Raw genomic sequence first — 24548 nt, 5'->3', positions numbered from 1 at the left:
CATGTACTCGTACGAAGACCGCATGCGAGCGGTCCGGCTTTATTTGAAGTTGGGTAAGCGCGTCGGGGCGACCATCCGACAGCTGGGTTATCCGACCAAGAATTCTCTGAAATCGTGGCATCTCGAATACGAACGATGTCATGATTTGCGGACCGGCTATGTTCGTTCCAGGCCGGTATATTCGGCCGAACGGAAGAAGGTGGCCGTCGATCATTACTTAGGCCAGGGCCGTTGTGCTGCTGCAACCTTGAGGGCGTTGGGATATCCCAGTCGCGGGACGCTCGCCGCCTGGATCGAAGAACTGCATCCCGAAATCGGAAAACGCATTGTCGGCAGAGCAACTGGCAGCATTCCGAAATCGCCGGCGGTGAAGCAGGCGGCAGTCATCGAACTGTGCACCAGAGAGGAAAGCGCGCGCCTGCTTGCGCAGAAAGCAGGCGTGAGCAGGCCGACGCTTTACAATTGGAAGAACCAGCTACTCGGTCGTGAAGCCCCAGCATCCATGAAACGCCAGAAGAAGCCAGCGCCGGACAATGAGCGTGCGAAACTGGAACAGCAGGTCGAATCGCTTCGACGCGACGTCCGGCAACTGCAGCTCGAGCACGACATCCTGAAGAAGGCGAACGAACTGATAAAAAAAGGAATGGGCATCGTCCCGCAACTCCTGAGCAACCGGGAGAAGACGATGCTGGTTGATGCCCTGAAAAACACCTACACGTTGTCAGAGCTTTTAGCCGTATTGGGGCTAGCTCGCAGTTCCTACTTCTATCATCGTGCGCGTCTGCTCGTGGCCGACAAGTATGCTGGCGCTCGCCGAGTCATCGCAGACATCTTTGAAGTCAATCACCGGTGTTATGGCTATCGCCGGATACGCGCTGCACTGGGCAGGCAGAAGGTCGTTATCTCGGAGAAAGTGGTGCGACGTTTGATGAGGCAGGATGGGCTGACCGCTGCCACAGCAAGACGACGTCGCTACCGCTCCTACGGCGGAGAAATAAGCCCTGCGCCGGAGAACATCATCAATCGTGACTTCCGCGCAGGAGCCCCGAACGAGAAGTGGCTCACCGACATTACCGAATTCCAGATCCCGGCCGGCAAGGTGTATCTGTCTCCGTTGATCGACTGCTTCGATGGACTGGTGGTGAGCTGGACAATCGGCACGCGGCCGGATGCCGAACTTGTAAATACCATGCTTGATGAGGGCATCAAGACGGTAGCCAACAGTAATAAACGGCCTGTGGTCCACTCTGATCGCGGGGCGCACTATCGCTGGCCTGGATGGCTCGCACGCATACGTGATGCCAAACTAGTTCGCTCGATGTCACGCAAAGGATGCTCACCCGATAACGCGGCCTGCGAAGGCTTCTTCGGGCGGCTCAAAACGGAGTGGTTCCATTCCCGTGATTGGCGGACTACGACCGTCGAGCAATTCATTGAGGTACTTGACTCCTACATACGCTGGTATAACGCGAAGCGGATCAAGGTCTCGCTAGGCGCTCTCAGCCCGCTCGAATACCGGGAGAGCCTGGGAATCGCAGCATAAACCAGTCCAAGTATTTAGCCGCACCCCCGGTGGGTCAGGATTCCGTGCAAATCAACAGCTTGAGCTCCGAACAACCTTTGAACTGCTTTCTTGTCCAGAACTTCACCGCAGCCAGACCCAGTGGCAGACCGTCGGCGGTAACCACCAGACTGGAATGCATCAGGATGCCGCACTGTGTCCGCACGCTTGTCTGGTTGAACCGGTCGCGCGTCGTGCTGGTGCCCGTATAACCCACGAGTTCTGGATGCTCCCGTTGATAGGAGAAGGTCGTGGTGTCCTGCAGAACCAGTATCGGGCCGGCTGCGGCCGCGAAACGTGCCGCAGTGGCATTGAAATGACCGCTCAGAATATCGTGTTCGCTGACGCGGTCGTTGGAGAAAAAACGGTAAGCGGCCTTGGTCGAAGCCCAGTCCTGACAAGCGAAAGGGATCGTCTGTCCCATGCCGGCCCATAGCTTATCCAGCAGGATAGCGAAGCGCCGACGTAGCCGGGTATCCTGAAAATCGCTTTCCCGGACCTCGCGGTCAAACCACGACTGATCATCCGCCTGTCGCCTGCTGGCCATCTCGCTCGAACACGGGACATCGTGTATGCCAGGATACCAGGTTTCGCGCTAAAAAGAAGTGGGTAATTGCAAGCGCGGTCGGACGGTTACGGCGCAATCGCGAGCTTCATCCATATGAAGGAGAGACTGCATCTCGCGGATGACCCAGTCGGAGTGGCGCTGCGTTCACACGTTGGCAAGCATGAGCGTGCGTCGGAATTAAGCAGCAAAGTTGGGTGGAACGTCTTCGGTCAACCTACGTGCTGGCTCGACCCGAGTGTCACAAACAACCAGATCGAGAAGTTGACGGCAGGTTTTATGACGAAATAATGGAGGAAGCTATTTCGCGTTCTCCAGTTTTTCCTGCGTTTCTATCCATTCGGCTTCTAATGCGACCAATGTCGCGTGAAGCTCACCGAGCCGACGAGCAGCAGCCGCACGCTCGGTGCCATAATCTTCGGGACTTGAAAAAACCGCGCCGAGTCTACTTTGTTCGATGTTGATGCTTTCCATTTCCTTTTCAAGTCGTACTACCTTTTCCTGAAGGGGTCTTCGCTCACGGTCAGCACGCTCGCGCACATAAGCCTCTTCTCGCTTTTTCTCTTTACGACGGTCGGATTTCGTTGCAGCGTGAGCCCGCTCACCACCGCTCGTGGAAGAATTCGACTGGCTAGCTGTCTCTCCGGAATGTGCAAGCAGATAAGCCCGATAGTCATCGAGATCCCCGTCGAAGGGCAGCAGCCGGCGCCCGCACACGAGCATGAACTGGTCAGTGGTCGCGCGCAGTAGATGCCGGTCGTGCGAAACCAAGATCAGCGATCCCTCGAATTGTGCCAGCGCCATTGTCAACGCCTGACGGGTTTCGAGATCAAGGTGGTTCGTAGGTTCGTCGAGCAACAAAAGATTTGGTTTGCTCCAGATGATCAGCGCCAGCGCGAGTCGCGCCCTCTCGCCGCCCGACAACAGGCTAATCGATGACGTAATTATCTCGCCAGTGAAATTGAAGCTGCCGAGGAAGTTTCGGAGCTCTTGTTCTCGCGCTTGCGGAGCGATACCCAACATATGCTCCAGCGGTGTATCTCGGGAACAAAGAGTTTCAAGTTGATGCTGGGCGAAATAGCCGATGGCGAGCCCCTTTCCTGGTCGCACCTCGCCGGTAAGCGGGGAAAGCAGCCCGGCCAACGTCTTGATTAAGGTCGACTTACCTTTTCCATTGGCGCCTAGTAATCCTATGCGCTGCCCGCTCTGAACGGACAGCTTCACCTGTTCGACAATTACGGTCTCATTGAGTCCGTCAGAAACATAACCGCAACTTACACCGTCCATAACTAATAGTGGGTCCGGTGCCGGGTTAGGTGAGCGGAAATCAAACGAGAAATGCTGCGACATATGGACAGCAGCATGTCGCTCCATCTTCTCGAGCGCCTTGATCCTGCTTTGCGCTTGCCTCGCCTTCGTAGCCTTGTATCTGAACCGGTCTATGTAGCTTTGTAGATGCGCAATCTTCTTTTCTTGTTTTTCGAAGAGACTGTGTCGAAGCGCAAGTTGTTGAGTTCGCAACGTTTCGAATTGTGAGTAATTTCCACTGTACCGCGTAATCTCACGACCCTCAATGTGCAACGTGACGGTGCATACCGAGTCGAGGAAATCGCGGTCGTGTGAAATGACGATAAGAGTCCCTGCGTAGCGGCGCAGCCAATCTTCCAGCCACAGAATCGCATCGAGATCGAGATGGTTGGTCGGTTCGTCGAGGAGCAAAAGATCCGAACTCGACATGAGCGCCTGCGCAAGGTTAAGGCGCATGCGCCAACCTCCGGAGAAGCTGCTAACGGGCTTACGTGTTTCTGAAAGCGTGAATCCAAGGCCGAGTAGGAGCGCTTCTGCCCGTGCCGGGGCAGTGTAACCATTAGCATCAGCAAAGGCGCCGTGGGCTGCTGCTTCAGCGGTGCCGTCCTGCGCCGCCGAAGCAGCTACGATGAGGCGTTCGATTTCCCGCAAGGTTGAATCGCCATCGAGCGTATGGTGCAAGGCCGAACGCTCCGTCGCAGCCAACTCCTGCGACACGTGCGCAATACGCCACGCAGCCGGCACGGACACGCGTCCGTCGTCCGGCGTTATTTCGTCGTTCAGCACCGCGAACACGCTAGATTTGCCCGCTCCGTTCGCCCCCACGAGCGCGGCCTTCTCGCCCGCGTGAAGTACGAAGCTGACAGAATCGAACAGCGGCTTCGTTCCGCGCGCAAGGCTAAAGTTTTCAAAACGAATCACAGCATGGGGGCGCTATACGCGTTAGAGTTGAATTGGGTATGCCCAATGACAGGCCGATTTGAGGAAAAAGGCTGGTAGATCGCATGCATTCTGCCAGCCAAAGCCCTCGGGAAGGCTATCTAAACCGAAGGGCTCTCAGCCCCATTCCAACGACATAATCGGAAAACTCGGACTGTCACCTTCCCCGTTACCCCGACGACGCTCTGTGTCGGGTCCCTACTGTCGCAATTTTTGCAAAGATGCGTAGTTCCGCTCTAGGCGCTCCCTGCCGTCGCCGGTTTTGACGAACTCAGGCATTGCCCCTAGGCAGTAACGCGATCTGCACTTGCACTTCGTATCATTTCAGGTCAGAAAGAATCACTGTTGCCGCGTTATGACCTGGAACACCAGTAACGCCGCCGCCCGGATGAGTCGACGCGCCGCACTGATACAGCGAGCGGATCGGCGTGCGGTAGTCTGCGAAGTGGGCTATCGGACGCCGGAAGAACGTTTGGTCGAGGCTTAGCTCCCCATGGTGCACATGGCCACCAGGGAGGGCAAAAATTCGCTCAATGTCGGGCGGCGCAAGCACCTGTCGATGCAAGACATCATCGCTAAACCCCGGCGCGTAGCGCTCGATCTGACGCATCACGATCTCGAAGAGGCGATCATGGGCCGCTTCGTCCCATGGTCCGCTGTTTAGCGTATAAGGGACGTGGCCGCCGAGAATGCTAACGGTGTGCATGCCCTCGGGCGCGGCTGTCCTGTCAACCGCGCTTGGCGTGATGATCCACATATACGGTCGTTCGGCCATCTCGCCATGACCGGCACTCTCGAAGGCACGCTGCAACTCTTCCAAGTTTTCAGCGATGGTAATGGACCCCGGATTGTGAGAAATGCCGCGTCTCTTCATTGCTGTCCATGCAGGCAACGCTTTGGTGGCGAGGTTGATCTTAAAACATGATGAATCTGTGCGGATACGCTTGACCGCATCAATCACCGTGGATGGCACGTCGCTCGGATCAAGAAGGTTTAAAAATAGAACTTTCGATGCCGCGTTACTAGCGACCGCACGGGCGCTGATGACCTCGCCGTCAGCAAGCTTTACGCCTTTTGCAATCCCGTTTTCGACGATTACCCTGTCGACCACGGCGTTGACGCGAATCGTGACACCTCGATCTTCGGCGCATTGACGCATCGCCTGCGAAATACTTCCCATCCCTCCCTGTACGAGGCCGCCAGGGCCCGCTGCCGTCTTGCCGTCTCTCAAGAATGGTCGGGCGAGCACGTAAGCCGAGCCGGGACTTTTAGGGCCAATGTTGCCACCGCTACCCGACGCATAACAACCGAAAATTGTCAGGACCTCTGGACTGGAAAACCAGCGTTTGAGGTAGTCGTACGCGCTCAGCGTCAGAAGATCCCACAGGTCATAAAAACGAGCACCGATCTTCTTGAAGCGCCAGGCGAATGCGAGCGCTTTCGCAACATCCCTCATCTTGCCCGTCGTGGGGTCCACCGGCACTTCAAAAAGAAGTTTCCTGAGATGAGTGGCGAGCCCTTCCATGTGTTGAACAAAACGAGGATACGCCTCCGCATCTTCGGCGGAGAACTGGCGCAGCTCCTCGCACATCTGCTTGACGTCCGGCCAGAAGACAATGCTACGACCGTCAGAGAACGGCTGAATTCCCGGAGCTGTCTCGAGGACCTTTACACCGTACTTTTTGAGCTCAAGATCCAGCATGATCTTGGGCTGAAGAAGCGACATCCAGTATGAGGCTACCGACAGATGGAACCCCGGCCACAGCTCCTCAGTCACGGCCGCTCCGCCGACAATTGGTCGACGCTCAAGGACACAGACCTTGAGACCGGCATTTGCAAGGTAGGCAGAGCAAACGAGCCCATTGTGCCCACCACCGACGATTACGACGTCAAATTCAGCCATGTTGGTTCTCTGGAATACTCATCTTGACTACGACGAAACACAACGCCCCCGCATGCTCAGCTAAGTCGCGTTTAGCAGGCAGCATCTGAGTCGCTATTGATCCTCGAATGCGGAAAAAGACCGAGCGAGACAAAAAACTGACCATCTAGTATATATCGCCAAATTCCCGACTAGCAAGGCCAATCAACGGGGCACCCTACCCGTTTTTGATAGAGTCGCCTCTCACAGCGAAGACGCGCAACTTTCACGGCTACTCGATTCGCTCGACGATGCCGTGTGCCGCCACGCGCTGGGTAGCAGCAAGGTTCACGCTGACGACACGCTGCTGTCGGTTCTCGCTCCGAGCAATGGCAGAACGAAAACCGGTCGGTTCTAGTTGTATGTCTGCGATGATCGACCCAGCTGTTCAACCGACGATCCAACAGCCCGGCTTGCCTAAGCGCCAGATAGCCGCGGCGAGCATCCGCAGCGGCATCGTGTGGACGTTGAGGGTATCCTGCAGGCAGACGCATTTCGCTGGCTGCGCTCAACGCTACTTGGGCGGTCAGATTCAAGCGGCAGCGTGCATCGCACACGCACGTTGAAAGCTGCATGATCTGCAAAAAATGCGACCATCGCCGATTACCGGCGAACCACTGGAGCGCATCGGCGCTCTACCGCGTTGCAGAACACATTCGCGACAAGCCGCCTGAAGAGCGACGACTCGTCCACCAGGCGCACGTCGTGCCGCTGCTCTATGGCATGAAACGGTGGTTCCATGCAACGCTTCTCACACTGTCAGCGAAATCGGACACGTTCAAGACAACCCAGTGCACACTGACTCGGTGGCCTATCACTGCCGCGTTGGTCAAGCCGAGATCGACAATCTGATCGCCGAACACGCATTGCTCGGCGTGGCTATGGGCAGGTCCAACTGGCCCGAGACGATGACCGGCCGCTTACCTTCGGTTTGCGGCTGAGGCCCGCCGCCCGTATGAAACAGCATCTGCCGCTCAGCGCCGCGGGCAAGATCAAGCGCAGCATTCACAGCGAGTGGGCTTACAGCAAAATCCGCGCAAGGGCATACCGGCCGGCCCGCGGCTTTTGGTCTTGGCGAGCGCCCACCCCCAGCGCGTCAGCGGCGGCAACCAGCCTAAGACCGCTGCTCGCCTACACGCGCGGCGGAGAGCCCAATCAACCGTACCCGGACCAGTTCGGCTGCCTCAACCAAGGTACGTGGCGCACGTTGCGGAAAGCTTCCAAAGTGACAGCGCGGGTATGCTCGCCACGCCCTTACAGTTCGCCAAACACGTCATCGAGTCTGGCGAGCATGCCTGTGCACACGTCCGATGCCGTCAACGCGGTGGTTGCAGTAACGCAAGCGTGCGATTGTGGGTACAGAGTGCGGGAGAGATGCGACCACGTTCGGCGAGCGCATGATCGAAAAGAGGGTCGCGGGAACCAGCCTAGGTTGGGACGACGCACGTATTCTAGTTCGTCGGCGTTTTCTAATCAGGTCCGCGATGAAGTTTGGCGTCGACGGCCTCGGACACGGACCCGCTCTGACTGGGGTTGGGCACCGTTGGACCCCGATCGCTAACAGGCCAGAACTAAATTTCGGTGAGGTTTAACCGCGCCCAACGATTCATGCCCGACCGCTTTGAAGCGTGGCAGAGGGCAGTTCGCCGAAGAAATCCGAATAATATTTGGAGAAGCGGCCGATGTGGCCGAATCCCGCATCGAAGGCCGCACCCTGGATCTGCGCTCCCGCGGCCGACTCCGTCAGCGCGCGACGAGCAACGTTGAGCCGGACGATGCGCATATATTGCATCGGAGATATCCCCATTACCTGTTCGAAGCTATATTGCAGCGTTCTTCGGCTTATCTTGAGATGGCTGCACAGGTCAAGCACGCCAAATTCTTGGTCATGACAATTCGCAACGAATAGTTCGCTACTCCTGCGAACTATGTAAGCGCGCGTGGACGCATTCGGACAAGTGTCATTGTCGGATGTCCCTCCACCAAGCATTTCCCCGACGCATGTAAGAAGAGACTCGGTACTGTGGTCAATCTCCGAAAAGAGTGGATCACCGTCGAGTAAGTCGAAATGTCGACCGACTTTTCGATGGTAGGCGGTCGTTAGTCCTGTCGCTGGTTTGACAACTAACTCAAATCCATTCGATCCGGAGATTGGCAGGTTCGCTAAAGGGAGCCGTTCCACAAAAAAACGTCGATCGAGCGTCAGAAAATCGCTCTGCACAGAGCTTTTCGTAATGCACTGCACGCTGCGACCTGACGCCAAGTAAATCATGTCGCCGTTGACCTGCCGCCCGTTCATGATGACGCCGCTCGTGGACCGGATGAGCGCGATGAGGACTTTGTCCTCAGGAACACGTCCCATTTGCTCAATCGAAGGCGTAGTAATCGTCTCCTTATTGACCGAAATTTCGTCGCGCACTTGATGGTCCAGCAGCACCGCATCAAAGGAAAATTTGGGGCTCAACTGGTACAGCCTGTGGTCAATCCAATCACGGTACGCAGCGGCGTGTTCGTTGGGATGGCTTGCCCGCGAAACCTTATATGAGCTGGAGATATCACGAACAGAGGTAACCATGGCAGTTTGGATCGGGCTTAGGTGCAGACAGTAAGCGACGAGACCCAGCCGCTTCAAGGGTGAGGCTATTAAGCCATGCCAAAAACAGTCATGAAACGCGATGTCAAAAATGTACGGTATTGGGGTTGTCACGGAGATCTCCAAGCGAGTCGTTCCTGCTTGAGAACGCTACTTGTTCCCGTGTTCGGCGGTCGTGCGACCCCAGTCCTTGTCTCACGTGGCTTCCACGGCGGCGCGGCATGATGCGCAGTCAGAGCGTGAACGAGGACGTCGACTCGGTAGGAGGCGAAAGTAGCCGATAAGCGTAATCGGACAAATCAGTTTGACGGAGTTGCCGAAACTGGCTAGCTGGTCAAAATTATCGGTCGCATAGTATGGACATGACGCGGACGTGTGATAGGAGCATCCTGAACCCCGCGTCCGCTAAGCAGCACTGCACAACTTTGTGCTGAAAGGTCGTCTCGATACAGGACGGAGGGGAATATGGCATCAAAAACTTTGAGCGAGATAGCGCATTTGGACGACGAAGAGTTCCGCCTCAACAAGGATCTGGCGAACCAGATCAATGAAATGCTGGAAGGACAACACTTCGGGTCCGATTGCGCCAAGTCGGGTCGTCCGATGCTACTCGAGGCGGTGTTGTGGTGCGTTGGCGGTGCCATCGTGTGGATAGTGGCACTGCGACTTGTAAACTAGGAGTAAGCCATGGCATCTAGCAATCAACGTTCGACCGTCGAACGTGAAGCCCTTGCGGGTCGCCTGCCCATTCTCAGCGGGGAGCGGGTTTATTCGACGTACACCTCCTTTCTCTGGACTTGTTGCACGTTTAGCGCGGCTACTTGGGCATTTTTGATCGGTGGTTACCTACCCGCTGTTGGAGATTGGCGACTCGGCGCGGTCGGTTACGCTATCGGCATGATTATCGGCATGGCCGTCGTAACGCTCGCCTCGGGCGGCCCCACGTTCAAATATGGTACTGATGTCGTCGACTCAGCAAAGCCGAGCATGGGTTATCGCGGTGCCGTAATCCCGTTATTCGGCTTGCTAGCGACGCTGCTCGGCTGGTCGTATGTGCTTGAAGCACTGACCGCGCGTGGTGCGGCGAACGTTGTTGCAACGATCACCAGCACCTCGTCCACGAGCCTACCCCATGAGCATCTAGTGATCTGCGTTGGGCTTGTGGTGCTTGTCCTTGCGTGGCTGATTACCGTAAAAGGTCCGAAGCTCTTCGAGCGGCTCAATGGTTACGTTGGTCCGCTGCATATGCTGATAACGGTGCTTATGTTGGGCGTTTTGGTTCACCGCTACGGCATCGGCACATTGTGGATCAAGCAGCTACCTGCGGGTCAAATGCTGACACATGACCGGTTGCAGGGTATGGCTCTCGCGGTCGAATTCGGTGCGTCAAACGCGATGACTTGGTGGCCGGTCATTGGCGGCCTCACCCGACTTGCGAAGCGTCGCAGACATGTTGTTGGTCCAACCGTTATTGGTGCAGGAATTCTTGGAGCCGCATTCGTGTCATCAGTGGCCGCTCTGGCCGCCATCAGCGCCGGCACGCCTGACCCGACCATTTGGATGATTTCGCTCGCAGGCCCAGTGCTTGGAACCATTGTGATGTCGGTCGTACTGACAGCAAACGTTGCTACGATGGTGGTGATGATGTACCTGTCCGCCGTATCTATTCAGCAGGTGAGGATCCTGGCTCGTATTCGCTGGGATGTCCTGTTAGCGCTGATGCTCACTCCGGGTATCTACTTTGCGTTCCGCACGCAATGGCTTTTGTCTGAAGTGATGACCTGGCTTTCATACAACGGCGTAATGTTTGTCGGTATCGTCGGGATTACGTTCGTCGACTTCTATTTCTTGCGTAAAGAGGAAATCGATCCCGCTCACTTATTTAACGCCTATGGCAAGTACGCGTACTGGGGGGGCGTCAACTGGGTGGCGATGCTGATCATCGCGCTATCGACTTGGGGGTATCTTGCTCTGTATGACCCAGTCACATCGGCGTCTTCGTTCTCTTTCAGGTATATGGGAGCATCGTTTCCCGGCGTCATTCTTTCTGGGATTGCCTATCTGGTAGCCGCGAAATTCATTCTGAAGCCGCTAGGCAAAGGTAGTTATTCCGGTAGTAGCGGCACAAGCAAGGCTTCCGCGGAAGGCCAAACCGGGACGATCAAGGTCGCGCTTTGATGTAAAAGGCTATATGTGGCCTCGTGCGCGAGGCCATTCAAGCGACGCAAATTGGTTTCGTAACTACGAACTCCAACCGACGCCGTTGTGACTAAAAGCATGCTTGCCGGCTGGCGTGGCGCCCGCGCTACGTCTGCCCGCGGCGTCTCAAATTCTCTGTTTCCACCAATCATGAAGATCAATGTAGAAGTAGGCGGAACGACCGTCGAATCAACGGTAATCGATAATGAGGCAATGTTCCCCGAGGGCCCGATTTTTGTCAAAGGCAAACTCTATTATGTGGAGACCGGTGCAAATCGCGTGTCCGTTTTGGATGGGACCGAAAAATCGACGCTATTCCAACGTGACGGGCTTGGGCCTAACGCTGTCACTACATTCTGCAAGGGTCTTCTCGTTGCCGGCTACTTCAGCAACTCAGTTTTGCATATCTCGCTGAATGGAGAGTTGATCGAAGAATTCGATAAGGCTGACGATGGCACGCCGATGATTGGACCTAACGACCTTGTTCCGGACGGCATCGGAGGTGTCTACTTCACCGCTTCGGGACCGTGGGAGACGGATCCGATCGTTGGAAAGGTGTTTCACATCTCGTCGAGCGGCCGCTTGCGGCAAATGGCGGACGACATCCACTACGCTAACGGCATCGTCTTGGCCAATGAGGGAACTCGTCTCCTAGTTGCGGAATCGGAAGCCTTCCGCATCATTTCATTTGCCATTGGTGAGGACGGCACGTTGTCAGATCGCCGAGTTTTTGTCCGCGTACCTCAGGCAGACAAGGGTGCCGGTCCAGACGGCTATCCCGACGGCATCAAGTTTGGTCCGGACGGTAATCTGTATATCGCGCAATACTCCAGCGGACGGATTGCCGTTGTTACCCCAACGGGCGAATTCGTCCGGGCGTACAAGTTTCCTGCTGCAGGGGTAAGCAACCTCACCTTCACACCCGATGGGAAATCTCTGGTAGCGATGGTCATTGACGATAAGTCGGGCGCGCCTTGGCCAGGAAAATTGTGTGTAGTCGATCTGGTTCTATAAGCTCGACGAACTGAACGCTCCGGGGACTGCTACACGACGGCTGCGCTCCCACTACATTCGCCTTTTCGTGCAAATACGCATACGGCGCTCGACGCGCCGTCTTAATCCGACTTCATCGGATCGAGGTCAAACTCCGTCTGGCAGCCGGCGACCAGCATTGATGGACCCGATCCCCTCAGGCGATTATTCAGCGCGGTTTGGCACCTTTTAATGGCCTGGGTGTTGTCGAGTAGTCGGGGGCGAGGATGAATGTTGGTGTGATATTTAGTTTTGGTTTCCTGTCGATCGCGTGGGGGCTGTCTTTCCTATTCGTGGCGAAGGTTGTCCATGCGTTTGGGTGGGCGGCCGCCGTCTCTTTCCGAGCACTTATTGCTGCAGCCGCGCTGGCAATAATTGTTATGGTCACCGGCCGGAAACTTTCATTCAGTGGTAGGCTCTGGCCACTGATCGTGGTCGGGGCCACCTCCGTTTCTGGCCAGTCGATCGGGCTGTCGTATGCAACCCCTATTATCGGGACGGCTATGGCAGCAATTCTTGTTGCCACCATTCCCCTATTCTCAATGCTCATTGGCCGCATATTCGGTCATGAAAGAATCTTCGGCGTCCGTCTGCTGGGATTAATCTGTGGACTCTGCGGCGTTATATTGCTGGTCGGCTTCCCGTCCGTCGGAATGTCGGCGAGCTTCGCCGTCGGTTGCGCCGCCTCGACTTTTAGCTCCTTGTGTGCTGCGTTCGGTAGTCACTACGCCAGCCGCCAGAAGAATATCGGTCCGCTAGAATTGACTATCGGCTCATTTGTCACTGGTGGACTGATTACTTTACCTCTGGTTGCGCTCGTACCAATACCTAGGTCAGCAACAACAACAGATTTCGTCTATCTATGTGTCCTCGCTATTATTATGAGCTCTTTCGCCTATGTCACATTCTTCGCTCTTGTGGCGAAAGTCGGGGCAACGAAAGCGATTAGCGTGGAATTCTTGGTTACGGCTGTTGCAGTCGCGGTTGGGACGTTGCTCCTTAACGAACGGTTGTCTGTCGTGCAGGCAACAGGCGCCGTGTTGGTCGTCTCGGGATTCCTGCTTGTTCTTGACTTGCTCCCGCAGAGCATACGGAAGTCATATAGCAGAATTAGACGCAGTTAGGAGTGCCTTTGCTGGCGTTGCGGAAAGTCATCACTGAGGCCGCAAGGGCGTGAACCTATGAACACGCAGTGGGTCTTAGAGGTGTTTGGCTGGCACACATCGAGGTATGTCGCCGATGTTTGGGGTCGGCGCTGCGAAAGCCTGACCCTAAAGGCAGACGGAGTTAAGTTCCAAGCCACTAATGATCGCCGCAGCGATGCTTGGCGCCGAGGTCCACGGTAACCATTCATGGAGGAGCTCCCTGAGGGCGGCGTAGCTCGGCTCACGATTAGCCGTGACCAGGTTACGAAGTCTCTCATCCTAGCTGGTGCGGCAAGTATGAGCTAGCATGAAAAGAACTGGGTAATTTCAAGCATCGTCGGATGCTTACGATTAACTGGCGATCCAGCAGCATTTAATTTAATGCTGAAGGTCGTCGCGGACAACGTACCCAAATTCATCAATGGGCTGTGACGCGCCGTCCGGTGACAAAGTTGCTAGTCGCCAGAACTAGCTTAGCGCGATGGATGCGCTTGGGTCCAGTTCGGACCCGTGTTCTTGGCGCCATCGACCATTGCCGATTGCCATCATCAACTGCCGCACCTCTGATTCTGTGACACTCCCATAACGCGAAGGCCCACAGCATCTCGAAAAAACGCCACTTTGCGACGGGCAAGTGATCTGCAAGTTGTCGAGCGAGGCAAGTTCGACCTCGATGCTCTCGGATGCACAGCACGTCCGAGATGCAGGTGAAAGGGGGTGAATTGAGGGAATCTAGGCGCCCCCCCGGCGATTGCCGGGAGGCGAACCTACGAAATTACGTGTATGGCGCAAGTCTTTGTAATTTAAAACTGAATCACACTTCGGCCCAGCGGCCCTATTTCGATCTCCGCCATGATGTCGTTGATCTCGTCCAGACGGCGGACCTTCACCATCGTGTCGAGATCCAACTTGCCCTGCCGGTAAAAGTCTGCGAATCGGGGAAAGTCAACTTCCGGTGTCGCCGAACCGTAAAAGCTGCCACGGATCTCGTGTTCCCGGCGCACTAGAACAAAAGGCCTGAAGCTAACTTCAACATCCGAGCGCGCAACGCCTGCAAGGATCGCCTCTCCGCCGCGATGAAGAATCGCTACTGCAAGTTCCATGGTGGCTTGGCGGCCGACCGCTTCGATACTGCAGTCAACGCCGCCCTTGCTGATCTCCATGACAGCCTCGACAGCCGCGTCCCGAGCGGAATTAACCACATGGGTTGCTCCGAGCGACTGCGCTAGCGCTAGCGCACCATCCGATTGATCAATAGCGATGATCTTCCCCGCGCCCGCAATGCGCGCGCCCTGAATCGCACTCAGGCCTACGCCCCCACATCCAATGACCGCAACCGTGTCACCGGGTTGAATGTGTGCTGTATTGAGGGCGGCGCCGACACCGGTAGTAACGGCACATCCAACCAGTGACATCGGAATCAACGGAAGATCCTTCTCGATTCGGATCGCACATTCTGCTGCTACGACAGTGTATTCTGCGAAAGTCGAAGTCCCAGCAAAGTGCAGAATCTCCTGACCATCACACTTGTAGCGACTCGTTCCATCCTTCATACGGCCAGTGTCGATCCAATTGGCGCCGTCACAAAGATTCGGTCGTCCCCGCAGGCAACTACGGCAATGCCCGCAGGTCGGCTTCCACGACAAAATCACGTGGTCGCCGACTGAGACATGATCCACGCCCGGCCCAACGGATTCGACAACACCAGCGCCCTCGTGCCCGAGAATCGCCGGCATTAGGTCGCCATACAGTCCCTTTGCCGCCGATAGGTCCGAGTGACAGACTCCACTCGCCGCCACTTTGACGAGGACCTCCCCCTCTTTAGGCTCCCCAATCTCGATTTCCTTAACCTTCATTGGCTTGTTATATTCGTAAAGAATTGCGGCTCTACAGCGCATGGGGCGCCTCCAAAAACAGTTAATTCAAATTCAAAAGAAATCCCCTGTTGGGGGGCAGTCGGAGATGTCTTGGCGGCAGTTCGTCCATATGCGTCCGCTTGGACACACGCAAGAACTCGCTTTTAGCGTAAGCGATCCGACGACCGTCGAAGCCACGTCACAAAGTGTTAACCAGTGCACCGTCGACCAGGATGTTTTGTCCGGTGATGTAACCCGCGCCGTCCGACAGGAGGAATTCAACCGTCTTGGCGACCTCATCGGTCGTTGCCAAGCGTTTCATCGGGATTCGAGCAATGATCTCGGGTGGGGCGTCCCAACTGTCGACGAAACCAGGCAGCACCGCGTTCATCCGAATATTCTTATCTGCGTACCGCTGCGCATACAGACGGGTGAAAGCACTCAGCGCCGCCCGCAACGACGAGGAAATCGGAAAGGACTGTTCCGGCGCAACAGCGCCATATGCCGAAATATTGACCACGGCTCCGTGGCCCTGCTCAAGAAAGACTGGCGTGACCAGACGCATCATTCGGATTGCGCTGAGAATAATCATCTCGAAGCCACCGGTCCATGACTGATCGTCGAGTTCAAGCAAGTCGCCGAAGGGAAGATGTCCGATATTGTGCACAACGGCATCGATGCGGCCATATCGGGACAGCGTCGTCTTCACGAGCGACTCCAGATCCTCCAGGGAAGTCACCGATCCGGCCAAGCCAATTCCCCCCAACTCCTGGGCGACTCCGACCGCAGCGCCAGACGGCGACATCAGCGCCACCTCGTAGCCGTTCAAGGCCAACTGTCGAGCGATAGCTGCGCCGATTCCCTTGCCCGCAGCGGTGACGATCGCAACCTTCTTCATTTCAGTATTCATACAAATAAGAATAATCTCTAAACAGGGTTTATGACTGAGACGCTACGCTGTTGTTGCCGGAAATATCGCAGCGCCCTTTGCTGAACTTGTGGACTTCAACTCGACTACTGAATCAAACGCGAGGGTCCGGGATCCGCGGCCTTGGCATCAAGCCCATGCTCTTTGAAAATACTAACCATGCTGCCGTTCTTATGTATCCAAGCGATATAGTCGTTCAACGCGGTTCCGAGTGAGTCGTTTCCCTTCTGATAGAGGAAGCCGATCTGTGCCGAATTGACAGTGGCGCGCACCCGCTCATCTGGCTCGCCTACCCGGATTTTAAGATTGGCGTACCCGCCTTTCCTTTGCGCGTAGACGCCAGTACCGTAGCTGTCAACACCAATATCAACGCGGCCTGCCGCCAGATCTTGTGCCAAAGCAACAGGATTTGGGTACATCTTCACGTTCCCGCCAAGGGTCCTCTGAAGATCGCTCACCCAGTTATATCCCTGAATCGTCCCGACGCGCTTACCCTCAAGCTCAGAGATTTTTGAATAGCCTTCCTTCGAATAGATCCCTAGCTGGTCCAGATAGAGCGGATCGGATATGCCGACGACCTTTGCTCGCTCCGCAGTCCGAAACCACGACGCCGCCGCGAGGTCCGTCCGGTTCGTCACCAAGTACTGAATCGCTGCGGACGCGTCCACGACCATAGTGTTGATCTTCAGACATTCCAGCTCGGCAAACGACTTCAGAATGTCCCCTTCAACGCCTGATAGTGAACCATCCGCGCTAGGTATGTCATATGGAGGAAACGTTTGGCTGACGATCGTCAACGTTCCCGGAACAATCGTTTTGATCTGGTGCTTTGGCTTGCATTCCTCAGCGCTAGCCGTAAGCGAAAGGCCCATCGAAACGACGAAGACGAGAATGCTGCTACTCATCAATAAAGTTGTACGTTTCATCGTGATTTCCCTATAAACCGAAAAACATATATAGGATTACTAATGTATTAATCCAGTTGATCGACGGATCCGTATACGCTCTTAAAGCCATTTTTCCTTCTTGGAAAGCCTTATAAAGACTAAGACTCACTCGGATGACATAGGCTGCTCAGCAGTTAGTCGGAATATGGAACTTTTAATTTTAGACCAAGAAGATGCAAAAACATACTGCACGGTCAGTCTACACCAATTGATCTAAGGAGACTACGGTTTGGCGACACCCTGATCTGACAAAATAACCGGCACTCCTTTTTGAGGGTCGATCACGGCCGTCAATGCTGTGCGGTTCGCCCCCTGTTTGCCAGCAAATGTTTTTCCTTCGTCGATACTCGTCAACATGACGCCATCAAGTGAGGTCGCCAACACATTATGGTCCTGCGTCTGTACGATATCGGTGACTGAACTCTTGAACGGTGTTTTTGACGCCTGCCAAGTTACCCCGTGGTCCGAGCTACGAAAGATAGAGCCGCGGAGTCCTCCGACCAAAAGCGTACCGTCGTCAAGTGCGGCGCCGGTCCAAAACGAACCTGAATATCCCGTCTCCGCGTAGGTCCAGTGCGCTCCTGAGTCTGTCGATCGGATAACGCGCCCCTGTTCGCAAGCCACATACAATGCTCCATCAGAGTCGGCAAAGATTTTGTACAAGTTTCGATCAGCCTTCTGGGAGCCGGGAGGCGGCGGTAGCTTAACGGCGGTCCATGTTGCGCCTGCATCTGTCGTATGTAGCATCAGTGACCACAAACCCACTGCCCACCCCTCGTTTGCATTCTTGAAGAATACCGAGAACAGGGGTTGGTCAGTGCCAGTATCGCTACGCTGGAGCGCCCAGGTGTCGCCTCCATCAACAGTCCGGATGACCACTCCCCAATGACCGACCGCCCAGCCATTATGTGCATCAGAAAACGAAACTGCGGTCAGCGTCGAGTCCACCGGTACGGTAGCGGCCTGCCTGAAGGAGTGGCCGTCGTCATCCGAGAGCATCACAACGCCATGATCGCCGACAGCGACAAGGCGCCGACCTGCTTTAGCCACCCCTAAAAGTTGCACTCCTGTCGCAGCACTGGACCTTTCGGCAGGGCGAATTTGCAACTGCGGCTTCGCTTCGCCTACTTGTTCCACACCGCGAGCGAGCGACATTAGACAGCAACCAGCCAGCACCCCGGCGCCTATATTTCGCACAATATTGCTTTTCACGATTGAAATCTCCTCAGTGACCGAACACGCCGGGCGCACGGGCCGGCCTCCGTCGTGGAAATAGTCGCTCGAGTACGACGGCAAGAGCAGGAAGCGCTGTCATCGCCATGACCAAGTTAACAATGAACATAAACGCAAGCAACTTACCCATGTCAGCCTGGAACTTCAGAGAGGAGAAGCTCCACGTCGCAACGCCAATCGCTAGCGTCACCGCTGTGAAAATGGTCGCCATACCTACCTCCAAAATCGAATTTTCCAGCGCTTTGACGATTGGCTGTCCCGCAGCCAGATGTGCTTGAAGCCGGTTGTAAATATAGAAAGCGTAGTCCACGCCTATACCCACGGCGAGCACCATGACGGGCAACGTGGCAACTGTCAGTCCTATATCGAGTGCCTTCATGAACCAGTAGCCAATGAAGGTACCGACAGTCAGCGGGAGGCAACACGCAACTGCAGCGCGCAAATCGCGGTAAGCCACAAGTACCAGAAGCACAATCGCCGCATAGACATAAAGCATCATAGGCAGCTCGCTTTTCGCCACCTCGTCGTTGACTGCTGCGAACAATCCTGCGTTGCCGCCTGCCAGACGAACGCGAATTCCGGGCGTTGGATGGCTAGCGCGAAACTGCTTCACAGCCTGGATGACGTTGTTGATTGTGGTCGCCTTGTGGTCCGACAGGTATAGGTGGACCGCTGTCATGCTGCAGTCCTTGTTCAGATAGCCCCGAACGCGTCCGATCTCGGTACTCAACCCAGCATAATTTCCCGGATCGATAGGCACGACGCGCATCTTGGGATTGCCTTCGTTATAGCCTTGGTTGTACGTGCGCAGCATGTCCGGATATGAGCTGATTGACACGACACCAGGCACATCCCTAAGTGCGTAGGTTAACTTATCATCGAATATGCCGACGGCCGGGTTTTCGCACGAGTCAGCAGGCGCCTCGATCACCACCGATAGCCAGTCAAGCCCCACGTCAAAATTACTTGCAATCTCCACTGCGTCTCGGTTGTAACGAGCATCCTGTCGCAACTCAGGAGCACCGGGCTGTAGTGTTCCGACAATCCGGTCGCGGCTCTGCCAAACTGCCGTTACGAATACTCCTGCCACGACAAAAATCACAATCACGGCGTTGCGTGGTTCGGCAACACGAGCGAATTTGAGCAACGATATTGATCGTTGTTTGCGCTTCGCCATCGCCTTCGCAGCGTATGCCTCCGAGAACTGGAAACATGATGCAGCGACGGGCAGCATAACCAGATTTGTCAGAATTTTGTAGCCGACACCGAGCGACGCAGTGATTGCGAGCTCCCGAATCATCGGAATCGGAATCGTAAGTAACGTCACGAACGACACGAGGGCAGTCACGAGCGCCAGCGTCCCGGGAATAAGCAGGCCCGTGAAGCTGTGACGCGCCGCTTCCATCGATGACTTTCCGTGTGCCAGCTCTCGAGTGATGAAGTTGATCTGCTGCACTCCGTGCGACACACCAATAGCAAATACCAGGAATGGAACGAGTACGCCAAGAGGATCGAGACCGAAACCTAACAGCTTTAACGTCCCGAATTGCCATACCAGTGACGTAAGCGAACACGCAATGGGTAACACCGTAAATCGAATTGAATGACAGTACCAGTAAACTGCTAACGCAGTTAAAAACAAGGCAATGACACAAAATACGAGTACAGATTTCGCGCCGTCGGCGATATCGCCAATTTGCTTAGCGAAGCCTATGATTTGTATGTCATAGTGACCGTCCTCGAATGGCTTCCGAAGCTTCTCTTCTAACAGACGGTTGTATTGAATGTAATCGATCTTCTTTCCGTCTGCTCCTACCTCGCCTATTTCCGCCGTAATCATCGCCGCCGTCTCATCGCGCGAGATCAGTGACCCAACGAAACCGCCTTCTACAGCCGACCGCTGGATCCCTGCGATCACGTCTGGCGTCAAACCCTCGACTGTCACTGTTCCGGGAATGATCGGCTGAGACCGAAATCCTTCCTCAGTAATTTCGTTGACGAAACTGTTTGGCGTCCATAGTGATTGAACGCCAAGCCTGTCGATGTTAGGCAGATAAACAACTGCCTGGGTGACAGATGCAAGTTTTGCTAGACCTTCTCGAGTCCAAATGGTGCCGTGTTTTGACTTAACAACCACGGTCAGCCGATTCGCTCCAAACAAGTCAGCGCGGTACTGGTTGAATGTCTGAATATATTCGTGACCGATCGGGATTTGTTTCTCGAACCCTGCGTCCATTCTCAATTGGACGGCAAAAATTCCCATAACTAGAGTAAACGCCGCGAACAACGCCAATACTAAGAATCGACGCGAGAACAGCGAGTCTTCGATATGTCTGATAATGCTGAATAACACTTCCAGTCTCCTAGTTGTCGGAGGAGTCGTAACGGCTGCGCCTCCAATCGAACGGAGGCGCAGCTTGTATTCAGTCCTTGGAGACCAATTAAAAATTGCGCGTCACAAACAGGCCAACGAAGTTACGGTCACCGTAGGGCTGGGAAAGCGCGTTACCGCCAAAGAACATGGTGTAATTGATCCCGGCCTGCCAAACCTGAGGATTCTGGTTAAACAGGACGTAAAAGTTGATCGACTTCGCACCTTGCTCGTAGTTAGCCGAGAACGTGGGGGTGTAGCCAGATATCGAGTCTGTAAATGTCACGCCGGGCGTCAGTTGCCAGCCATGAATTACGGTACCGTCATATGTCCAGTTGAAGTCCATCGTCAATCCAACCGATCGGGCCGTTCCCTGAGCTGCTGCGATCTGATAACCCAGCGTCGAGTTGTTGTTCAGCCACGTGCCATACCCGGCATCCGCTATCTGATAGACCGTCTTTCCCCCAACCGTGCTGAAGTACTGCCCCCCCGTCTTAAGACCCGGATAATCAATTGCAGTAACTTCCGCGGTGAATACCGCCATGTCGGCACCGATCAACTTCAGGAACGGATAGGATGTCTTTGTGAGATTCAGCTGCGCATTCACATCAAGCTGAAACTTCTTCATATTCATGTATGCCGCACAGTCACTTCCTGACATTCCGTTGGTTTGCGAATCCGATGGACCTCCTGCGCCAAAGCAGCCTGACATCGCTACGGCGTCGCTTGGACGATAAGACAGCTCTGAACCGATAGCCCAGTCGCCCAATGAAAAATTAGCACTGACACCAAACAACTGGCGATTTTTCTCGTAGGACCACTGCGCAGTGCCGTTGGCGAGGTATGACAAAACCGGAGCTTTATCGATATAGTTTTCGTAGTAAAACCCAAAATTGATATCAGCATTAGGAGGCTTATACCCTAGTTTCACGCCGAATTGGGGACTATTGCTAGGCAGCACCGTGTTGTACGGCACACCGAGCGCGTTGGTAGGAGGCCCGCTGTACAGTCCGTTCACGAGGTTCTGGTTCGTCGTGGCAATGAGTCCGTTGTTCTTGCTGCCCGCCCCAGCGATCGTACCCGCGTCAACTCCACTGAGGTTAAAGTTGCCTGTGTTGTACGAAGCAGGCTGCGCTCCCCGGCCAAAGACGTCCGAAGTCGACCAGTAAGTGCCGACAGGAGGATAGCGATTGCTGTGCCACTGACCCTGCAGATAAGCTTCCGTGGAGAAGCCGACCGGCAAGCTGCTAGCAAAGCTGATCATCGGAGCGGGCAGCAGGGCCTGCTTGAGTTGGGTTCCAGGGATCAAAAGCTTTTGAATATCGAGAGAGTTAGTCGCATTGATACCACCCGATGCAAAGTAACTTTCACCCCAATTTATCACCTGATTACCAATGCGTACATGTGCGCTTTGGTCCGCGATGTTGAAATCTTTCTGCACCCAAAGGTCCAACAAATCGGCGTCTTTAACCACCTGGTTATAGGCTCCAGGGGAGAGATCCGTACGTTGAGTATGGGCCGCTGCGAAGTCATAAAGTGCCGTACCGCGAACAAGGAACTTCAGGCCTTCACTCGGCATGGTCAGCAGCAATTCTGACGTTAGACTCATATAAGCACTGTACGGCTGGCCTTTTTTATAATTAAGGTCTCCGTCGTCCCCGTTGGCCCATTGCGAAGTGTTTGCCCCTGCGCCGCAGCCATTTGCGTTCGGGTCTCCGGTTAGCGAGCAACTGGGAGACTTTGTGCGTGTAGCAACCCCTCCGGTGACGTTCGACACCCACGACGCCTGAATATCGGCAATCCCGGTGTCGAACGTGTATGCATTAGCAGACCCAGAGACCATCAGGCCACACATGGTCGTCCAGAATAAGCGGGCCGTCTTAGCTTTTTCCTTCATTTCCTGCCCCTTTCTATAGGCCTACTAATCTATTTTATGTTTATAACAACGTGTGGTTCCCGATAACGCTCAATGTTTTCGCGTAGCATCGGTTATCGATCGCTAATCTTCCCTAGGTTTTCTCCCGTGAAATACTGGCTTGTCAGTCGGGAGTCGCTACTTCCCGGCGGATAGTATTTCACGTCCTTTCCGCTACCGACTACAGTGTTATCAAGGACGTAGCGACCACTGATAAGATCGCTGTAGATAGATGTGGGGACCGCGCATGCACCGATCTCCCACTCTGGAGTGATACTGTTCTCTTTCGATTTCCAGATCTTGCCTTGTGCATCGTAGTCGTCCCCTACAGCGACCAGCCAGCTATCCTCATCAACATAGAGCGTCTTTTTTGGTGTTGAATGACGAACCCCTGACTTCACCGTCCCCTCGATCTCCCAGACTCTGTGCAGTTCGTACCTACGATAGTTCGCGTTGACGAAGGAGGGACCAGCTAACGAATCCAGCTTGTCATCAAAGCGTTGCATTGCGAACTGGTTATACGGCACGTACACTTCCTTCTTGCCGACGAGCTTCCAGTCGAACCGATCTGGATTCCCATAGAATCCAAACGAGATGTCCGCAGGGTATTGGTTCTCGAACCCAATCAACGGCGCATCGTATGAATAGGCTGGCAAGCGACGGACGCGGCGTTGGCCCGTAAAGTAATAATAGGTATCGGTATCCTTATTAAAATAGTACCGCTGCATCGTTCCCTGGCCAGCGAGTGCGGCCGGGTCTGTGTAAAGGTAGTAAGTTCCGTTTTGCAAGCCGGATTCGTCTTGCGGCGTATGTCGGCCGTTTTTCGCCCAAGGATAGAACATGAGCTGATTGAAGTGCACGACAATAGGTTGAGTGGTCCCCGGGCGCGGCGAGACAAGTGTGGTAGCGTCTCGCCATTCAACGCCTGCCCCCTGATATCGCATGAGCCAGTTCCACATTACCTGGATCCCAGTTTGTGGCATTGGAAAAGGGACTCCCGGCAGGGTCGCGTTGTCCAACGACCAGCCATCTTTTCCAATCGTCGACTTAAGTGCTCCACTCTTGGTGTTTTCTGCCACCGTGTCGGGGAAGCCGCATTCTCGGTGCGTTGGATACACCGGCATCGTGTATCCCTTGATCTGCTTGATCATCTGAACCTGTCCCGGCGTCAGCTTGTCAGCATACTTGTCGACGTTTGAAGCATCGATAACAACAGAAGGCTTCTCTCCCTTGTATTTCCAATAGTCCTCTCTAACCTTCCCATAGGCCCAACCAGCCGACGGCTTTGACATACCCGCGAATGCTGGAATGGTTCCGTCTTTGCTCCCTACCTTCTCCGCTCCTACTGACGTCAAATCTCCGCCCAACTTCGAGGCGTCGTCCTCCGTCGCTGAACATGCGACGGATGTAAGTAGGCCCAATGCCGTAAGAGCAGTAGCTAGTGGCTGCAGTTTCATGGTCGAATTCCTTCGTGTCTTGCTTCTGTCTAAAAATTTTTCCTCAACCGGCACCGCGTAAGACCCGCAAAATCCGGAGGATTTTCAGGCAACGGTTTGCGCGCTGGCCGTTGTGATCTGCTGTCACTTTTGGATCGGTATTGGACAGAGGGTTTATGGATCCGAACGTCCTCTATACTTTTATATGTAGTACTAAATTAATGGGTATTTCTCGTGTTACCGTTTATCACGTCTAGAAATGCGGTATCGAATGCACACACCTCTCAAAACCGAATGTAGTTACAGTGGACGTCAAAATATCTATCGACTTTGCTGCAACGGTCAGTTCTCGATAGCGCACTTCATTGCTGCTGCCTTCGAACCGACGCGCTTCGACTGCTCGAATATTACAATCTGTAACAAACCGACCCAAACGATGGTGACGCACAAAAGGTCGCCTCACCGATCCTGAGCCGTCCGCTAGCGGAATGAACCGACGTACAGCCCACACAACTGCTAACGATCACCGACTCCGTGCACATACTATGAGGCCAAACTTTTTGACCATCTATCCAGTTTCGGCAATGTGAGGCCAACGC

16 protein-coding genes and 1 pseudogene are annotated in these 24548 nt (G+C 54.7%); 6 read left to right on the top strand and 11 right to left on the bottom strand.

What is annotated here, in order from left to right:
• The first annotated feature begins 1 nt into the window (after position 1).
• Entirely contained in the window at positions 2 to 1543 is a 1542-nt protein-coding gene (locus B0G71_RS05605) for an IS3 family transposase (protein WP_116140274.1), read from the top strand.
• Between the two features lie 34 nt (positions 1544 to 1577).
• On the opposite strand, the gene B0G71_RS05600 is transcribed toward B0G71_RS05605, so the two are convergent.
• From B0G71_RS05600 to B0G71_RS05585, 3 genes are all read right to left on the bottom strand, one after another.
• The gene (locus B0G71_RS05600) at positions 1578 to 2108 is read right to left on the bottom strand and encodes a transposase (RefSeq protein WP_116140272.1); all 531 of its coding nucleotides are present in this window, start codon (positions 2106 to 2108) and stop codon (positions 1578 to 1580) included.
• Positions 2109 to 2426: 318 nt separating this feature from the next.
• A complete protein-coding gene (locus B0G71_RS05590; protein ID WP_116140268.1) occupies positions 2427 to 4355 on the bottom strand; it encodes an ATP-binding cassette domain-containing protein in 1929 nt (642 codons plus the stop codon).
• A 337-nt stretch (positions 4356 to 4692) separates the two neighbouring features.
• Complete coding sequence (locus B0G71_RS05585) at positions 4693 to 6276, bottom strand: NAD(P)/FAD-dependent oxidoreductase (protein WP_116140266.1); 1584 nt, start codon at positions 6274 to 6276, stop codon at positions 4693 to 4695.
• A gap of 241 nt (positions 6277 to 6517) precedes the next feature.
• Here B0G71_RS05585 and B0G71_RS41815 point away from each other — a divergent pair.
• Positions 6518 to 7193: pseudogene (locus tag B0G71_RS41815) on the top strand (transposase); the annotation flags it as partial.
• A gap of 707 nt (positions 7194 to 7900) precedes the next feature.
• Here the strand turns inward: B0G71_RS41815 and B0G71_RS05570 are convergent.
• Entirely contained in the window at positions 7901 to 9013 is a 1113-nt protein-coding gene (locus B0G71_RS05570) for a helix-turn-helix domain-containing protein (RefSeq protein ID WP_116140259.1), read from the bottom strand.
• Positions 9014 to 9352: 339 nt separating this feature from the next.
• Here B0G71_RS05570 and B0G71_RS05565 point away from each other — a divergent pair, with 339 nt between their 5' ends.
• From B0G71_RS05565 to B0G71_RS05550, 4 genes are all read left to right on the top strand, one after another.
• Complete coding sequence (locus tag B0G71_RS05565; protein ID WP_116140257.1) at positions 9353 to 9565, top strand: hypothetical protein; 213 nt, start codon at positions 9353 to 9355, stop codon at positions 9563 to 9565.
• Between the two features lie 9 nt (positions 9566 to 9574).
• Positions 9575 to 11065, top strand: coding sequence for a cytosine permease (locus B0G71_RS05560; RefSeq protein WP_116140255.1), 1491 nt, complete (start codon positions 9575 to 9577; stop codon positions 11063 to 11065).
• 171 nt (positions 11066 to 11236) lie between these two features.
• Positions 11237 to 12100, top strand: a complete 864-nt coding sequence (locus B0G71_RS05555) for an SMP-30/gluconolactonase/LRE family protein (RefSeq protein ID WP_181916718.1) — start codon at positions 11237 to 11239, stop codon at positions 12098 to 12100.
• Between the two features lie 245 nt (positions 12101 to 12345).
• Positions 12346 to 13242, top strand: coding sequence for a DMT family transporter (locus tag B0G71_RS05550; protein WP_116140252.1), 897 nt, complete (start codon positions 12346 to 12348; stop codon positions 13240 to 13242).
• 824 nt (positions 13243 to 14066) lie between these two features.
• On the opposite strand, the gene B0G71_RS05545 is transcribed toward B0G71_RS05550, so the two are convergent.
• The 7 genes from B0G71_RS05545 to B0G71_RS05515 form a co-directional block, all read right to left on the bottom strand.
• Complete coding sequence (locus B0G71_RS05545) at positions 14067 to 15161, bottom strand: zinc-binding dehydrogenase (protein WP_116140250.1); 1095 nt, start codon at positions 15159 to 15161, stop codon at positions 14067 to 14069.
• 157 nt (positions 15162 to 15318) lie between these two features.
• Complete coding sequence (locus B0G71_RS05540) at positions 15319 to 16017, bottom strand: SDR family oxidoreductase (protein ID WP_116140248.1); 699 nt, start codon at positions 16015 to 16017, stop codon at positions 15319 to 15321.
• A 116-nt stretch (positions 16018 to 16133) separates the two neighbouring features.
• A complete protein-coding gene (locus B0G71_RS05535) occupies positions 16134 to 16973 on the bottom strand; it encodes an ABC transporter substrate-binding protein (RefSeq protein WP_258875491.1) in 840 nt (279 codons plus the stop codon).
• A 243-nt stretch (positions 16974 to 17216) separates the two neighbouring features.
• Positions 17217 to 18206, bottom strand: a complete 990-nt coding sequence (locus B0G71_RS05530) for a YCF48-related protein (RefSeq protein ID WP_258875490.1) — start codon at positions 18204 to 18206, stop codon at positions 17217 to 17219.
• 13 nt (positions 18207 to 18219) lie between these two features.
• Complete coding sequence (locus B0G71_RS05525; RefSeq protein ID WP_116140244.1) at positions 18220 to 20580, bottom strand: RND family transporter; 2361 nt, start codon at positions 20578 to 20580, stop codon at positions 18220 to 18222.
• A gap of 88 nt (positions 20581 to 20668) precedes the next feature.
• Positions 20669 to 22495 (bottom strand): DUF1302 domain-containing protein, encoded by a 1827-nt coding sequence (locus tag B0G71_RS05520; RefSeq protein WP_116140242.1) that lies wholly within the window; start codon positions 22493 to 22495, stop codon positions 20669 to 20671.
• A gap of 92 nt (positions 22496 to 22587) precedes the next feature.
• Entirely contained in the window at positions 22588 to 23970 is a 1383-nt protein-coding gene (locus tag B0G71_RS05515) for a DUF1329 domain-containing protein (RefSeq protein WP_116140240.1), read from the bottom strand.
• Between the last annotated feature and the right edge of the window lie 578 nt (positions 23971 to 24548).

This window comes from Paraburkholderia sp. BL27I4N3 (assembly GCF_003386115.1).
Lineage (GTDB): Bacteria > Pseudomonadota > Gammaproteobacteria > Burkholderiales > Burkholderiaceae > Paraburkholderia.
This window is presented reverse-complemented; position numbering and strand designations above follow the sequence as displayed.

What these genes read in the sequence shown, in the direction of transcription:
- B0G71_RS05605 (WP_116140274.1), top strand. Translation starts at nt 2, where the DNA reads ATGTACTCGTACGAAGACCGCATGCGAGCGGTCCGGCTTTATTTGAAG.
- B0G71_RS05600 (WP_116140272.1), bottom strand. Translation starts at nt 2,108, where the DNA reads ATGGCCAGCAGGCGACAGGCGGATGATCAGTCGTGGTTTGACCGCGAG.
- B0G71_RS05585 (WP_116140266.1), bottom strand. Translation starts at nt 6,276, where the DNA reads ATGGCTGAATTTGACGTCGTAATCGTCGGTGGTGGGCACAATGGGCTC.
- B0G71_RS05565 (WP_116140257.1), top strand. Translation starts at nt 9,353, where the DNA reads ATGGCATCAAAAACTTTGAGCGAGATAGCGCATTTGGACGACGAAGAG.
- B0G71_RS05560 (WP_116140255.1), top strand. Translation starts at nt 9,575, where the DNA reads ATGGCATCTAGCAATCAACGTTCGACCGTCGAACGTGAAGCCCTTGCG.
- B0G71_RS05555 (WP_181916718.1), top strand. Translation starts at nt 11,237, where the DNA reads ATGAAGATCAATGTAGAAGTAGGCGGAACGACCGTCGAATCAACGGTA.
- B0G71_RS05550 (WP_116140252.1), top strand. Translation starts at nt 12,346, where the DNA reads ATGAATGTTGGTGTGATATTTAGTTTTGGTTTCCTGTCGATCGCGTGG.
- B0G71_RS05545 (WP_116140250.1), bottom strand. Translation starts at nt 15,161, where the DNA reads ATGCGCTGTAGAGCCGCAATTCTTTACGAATATAACAAGCCAATGAAG.
- B0G71_RS05540 (WP_116140248.1), bottom strand. Translation starts at nt 16,017, where the DNA reads ATGAAGAAGGTTGCGATCGTCACCGCTGCGGGCAAGGGAATCGGCGCA.
- B0G71_RS05535 (WP_258875491.1), bottom strand. Translation starts at nt 16,973, where the DNA reads ATGAAACGTACAACTTTATTGATGAGTAGCAGCATTCTCGTCTTCGTC.
- B0G71_RS05520 (WP_116140242.1), bottom strand. Translation starts at nt 22,495, where the DNA reads ATGAAGGAAAAAGCTAAGACGGCCCGCTTATTCTGGACGACCATGTGT.
- B0G71_RS05515 (WP_116140240.1), bottom strand. Translation starts at nt 23,970, where the DNA reads ATGAAACTGCAGCCACTAGCTACTGCTCTTACGGCATTGGGCCTACTT.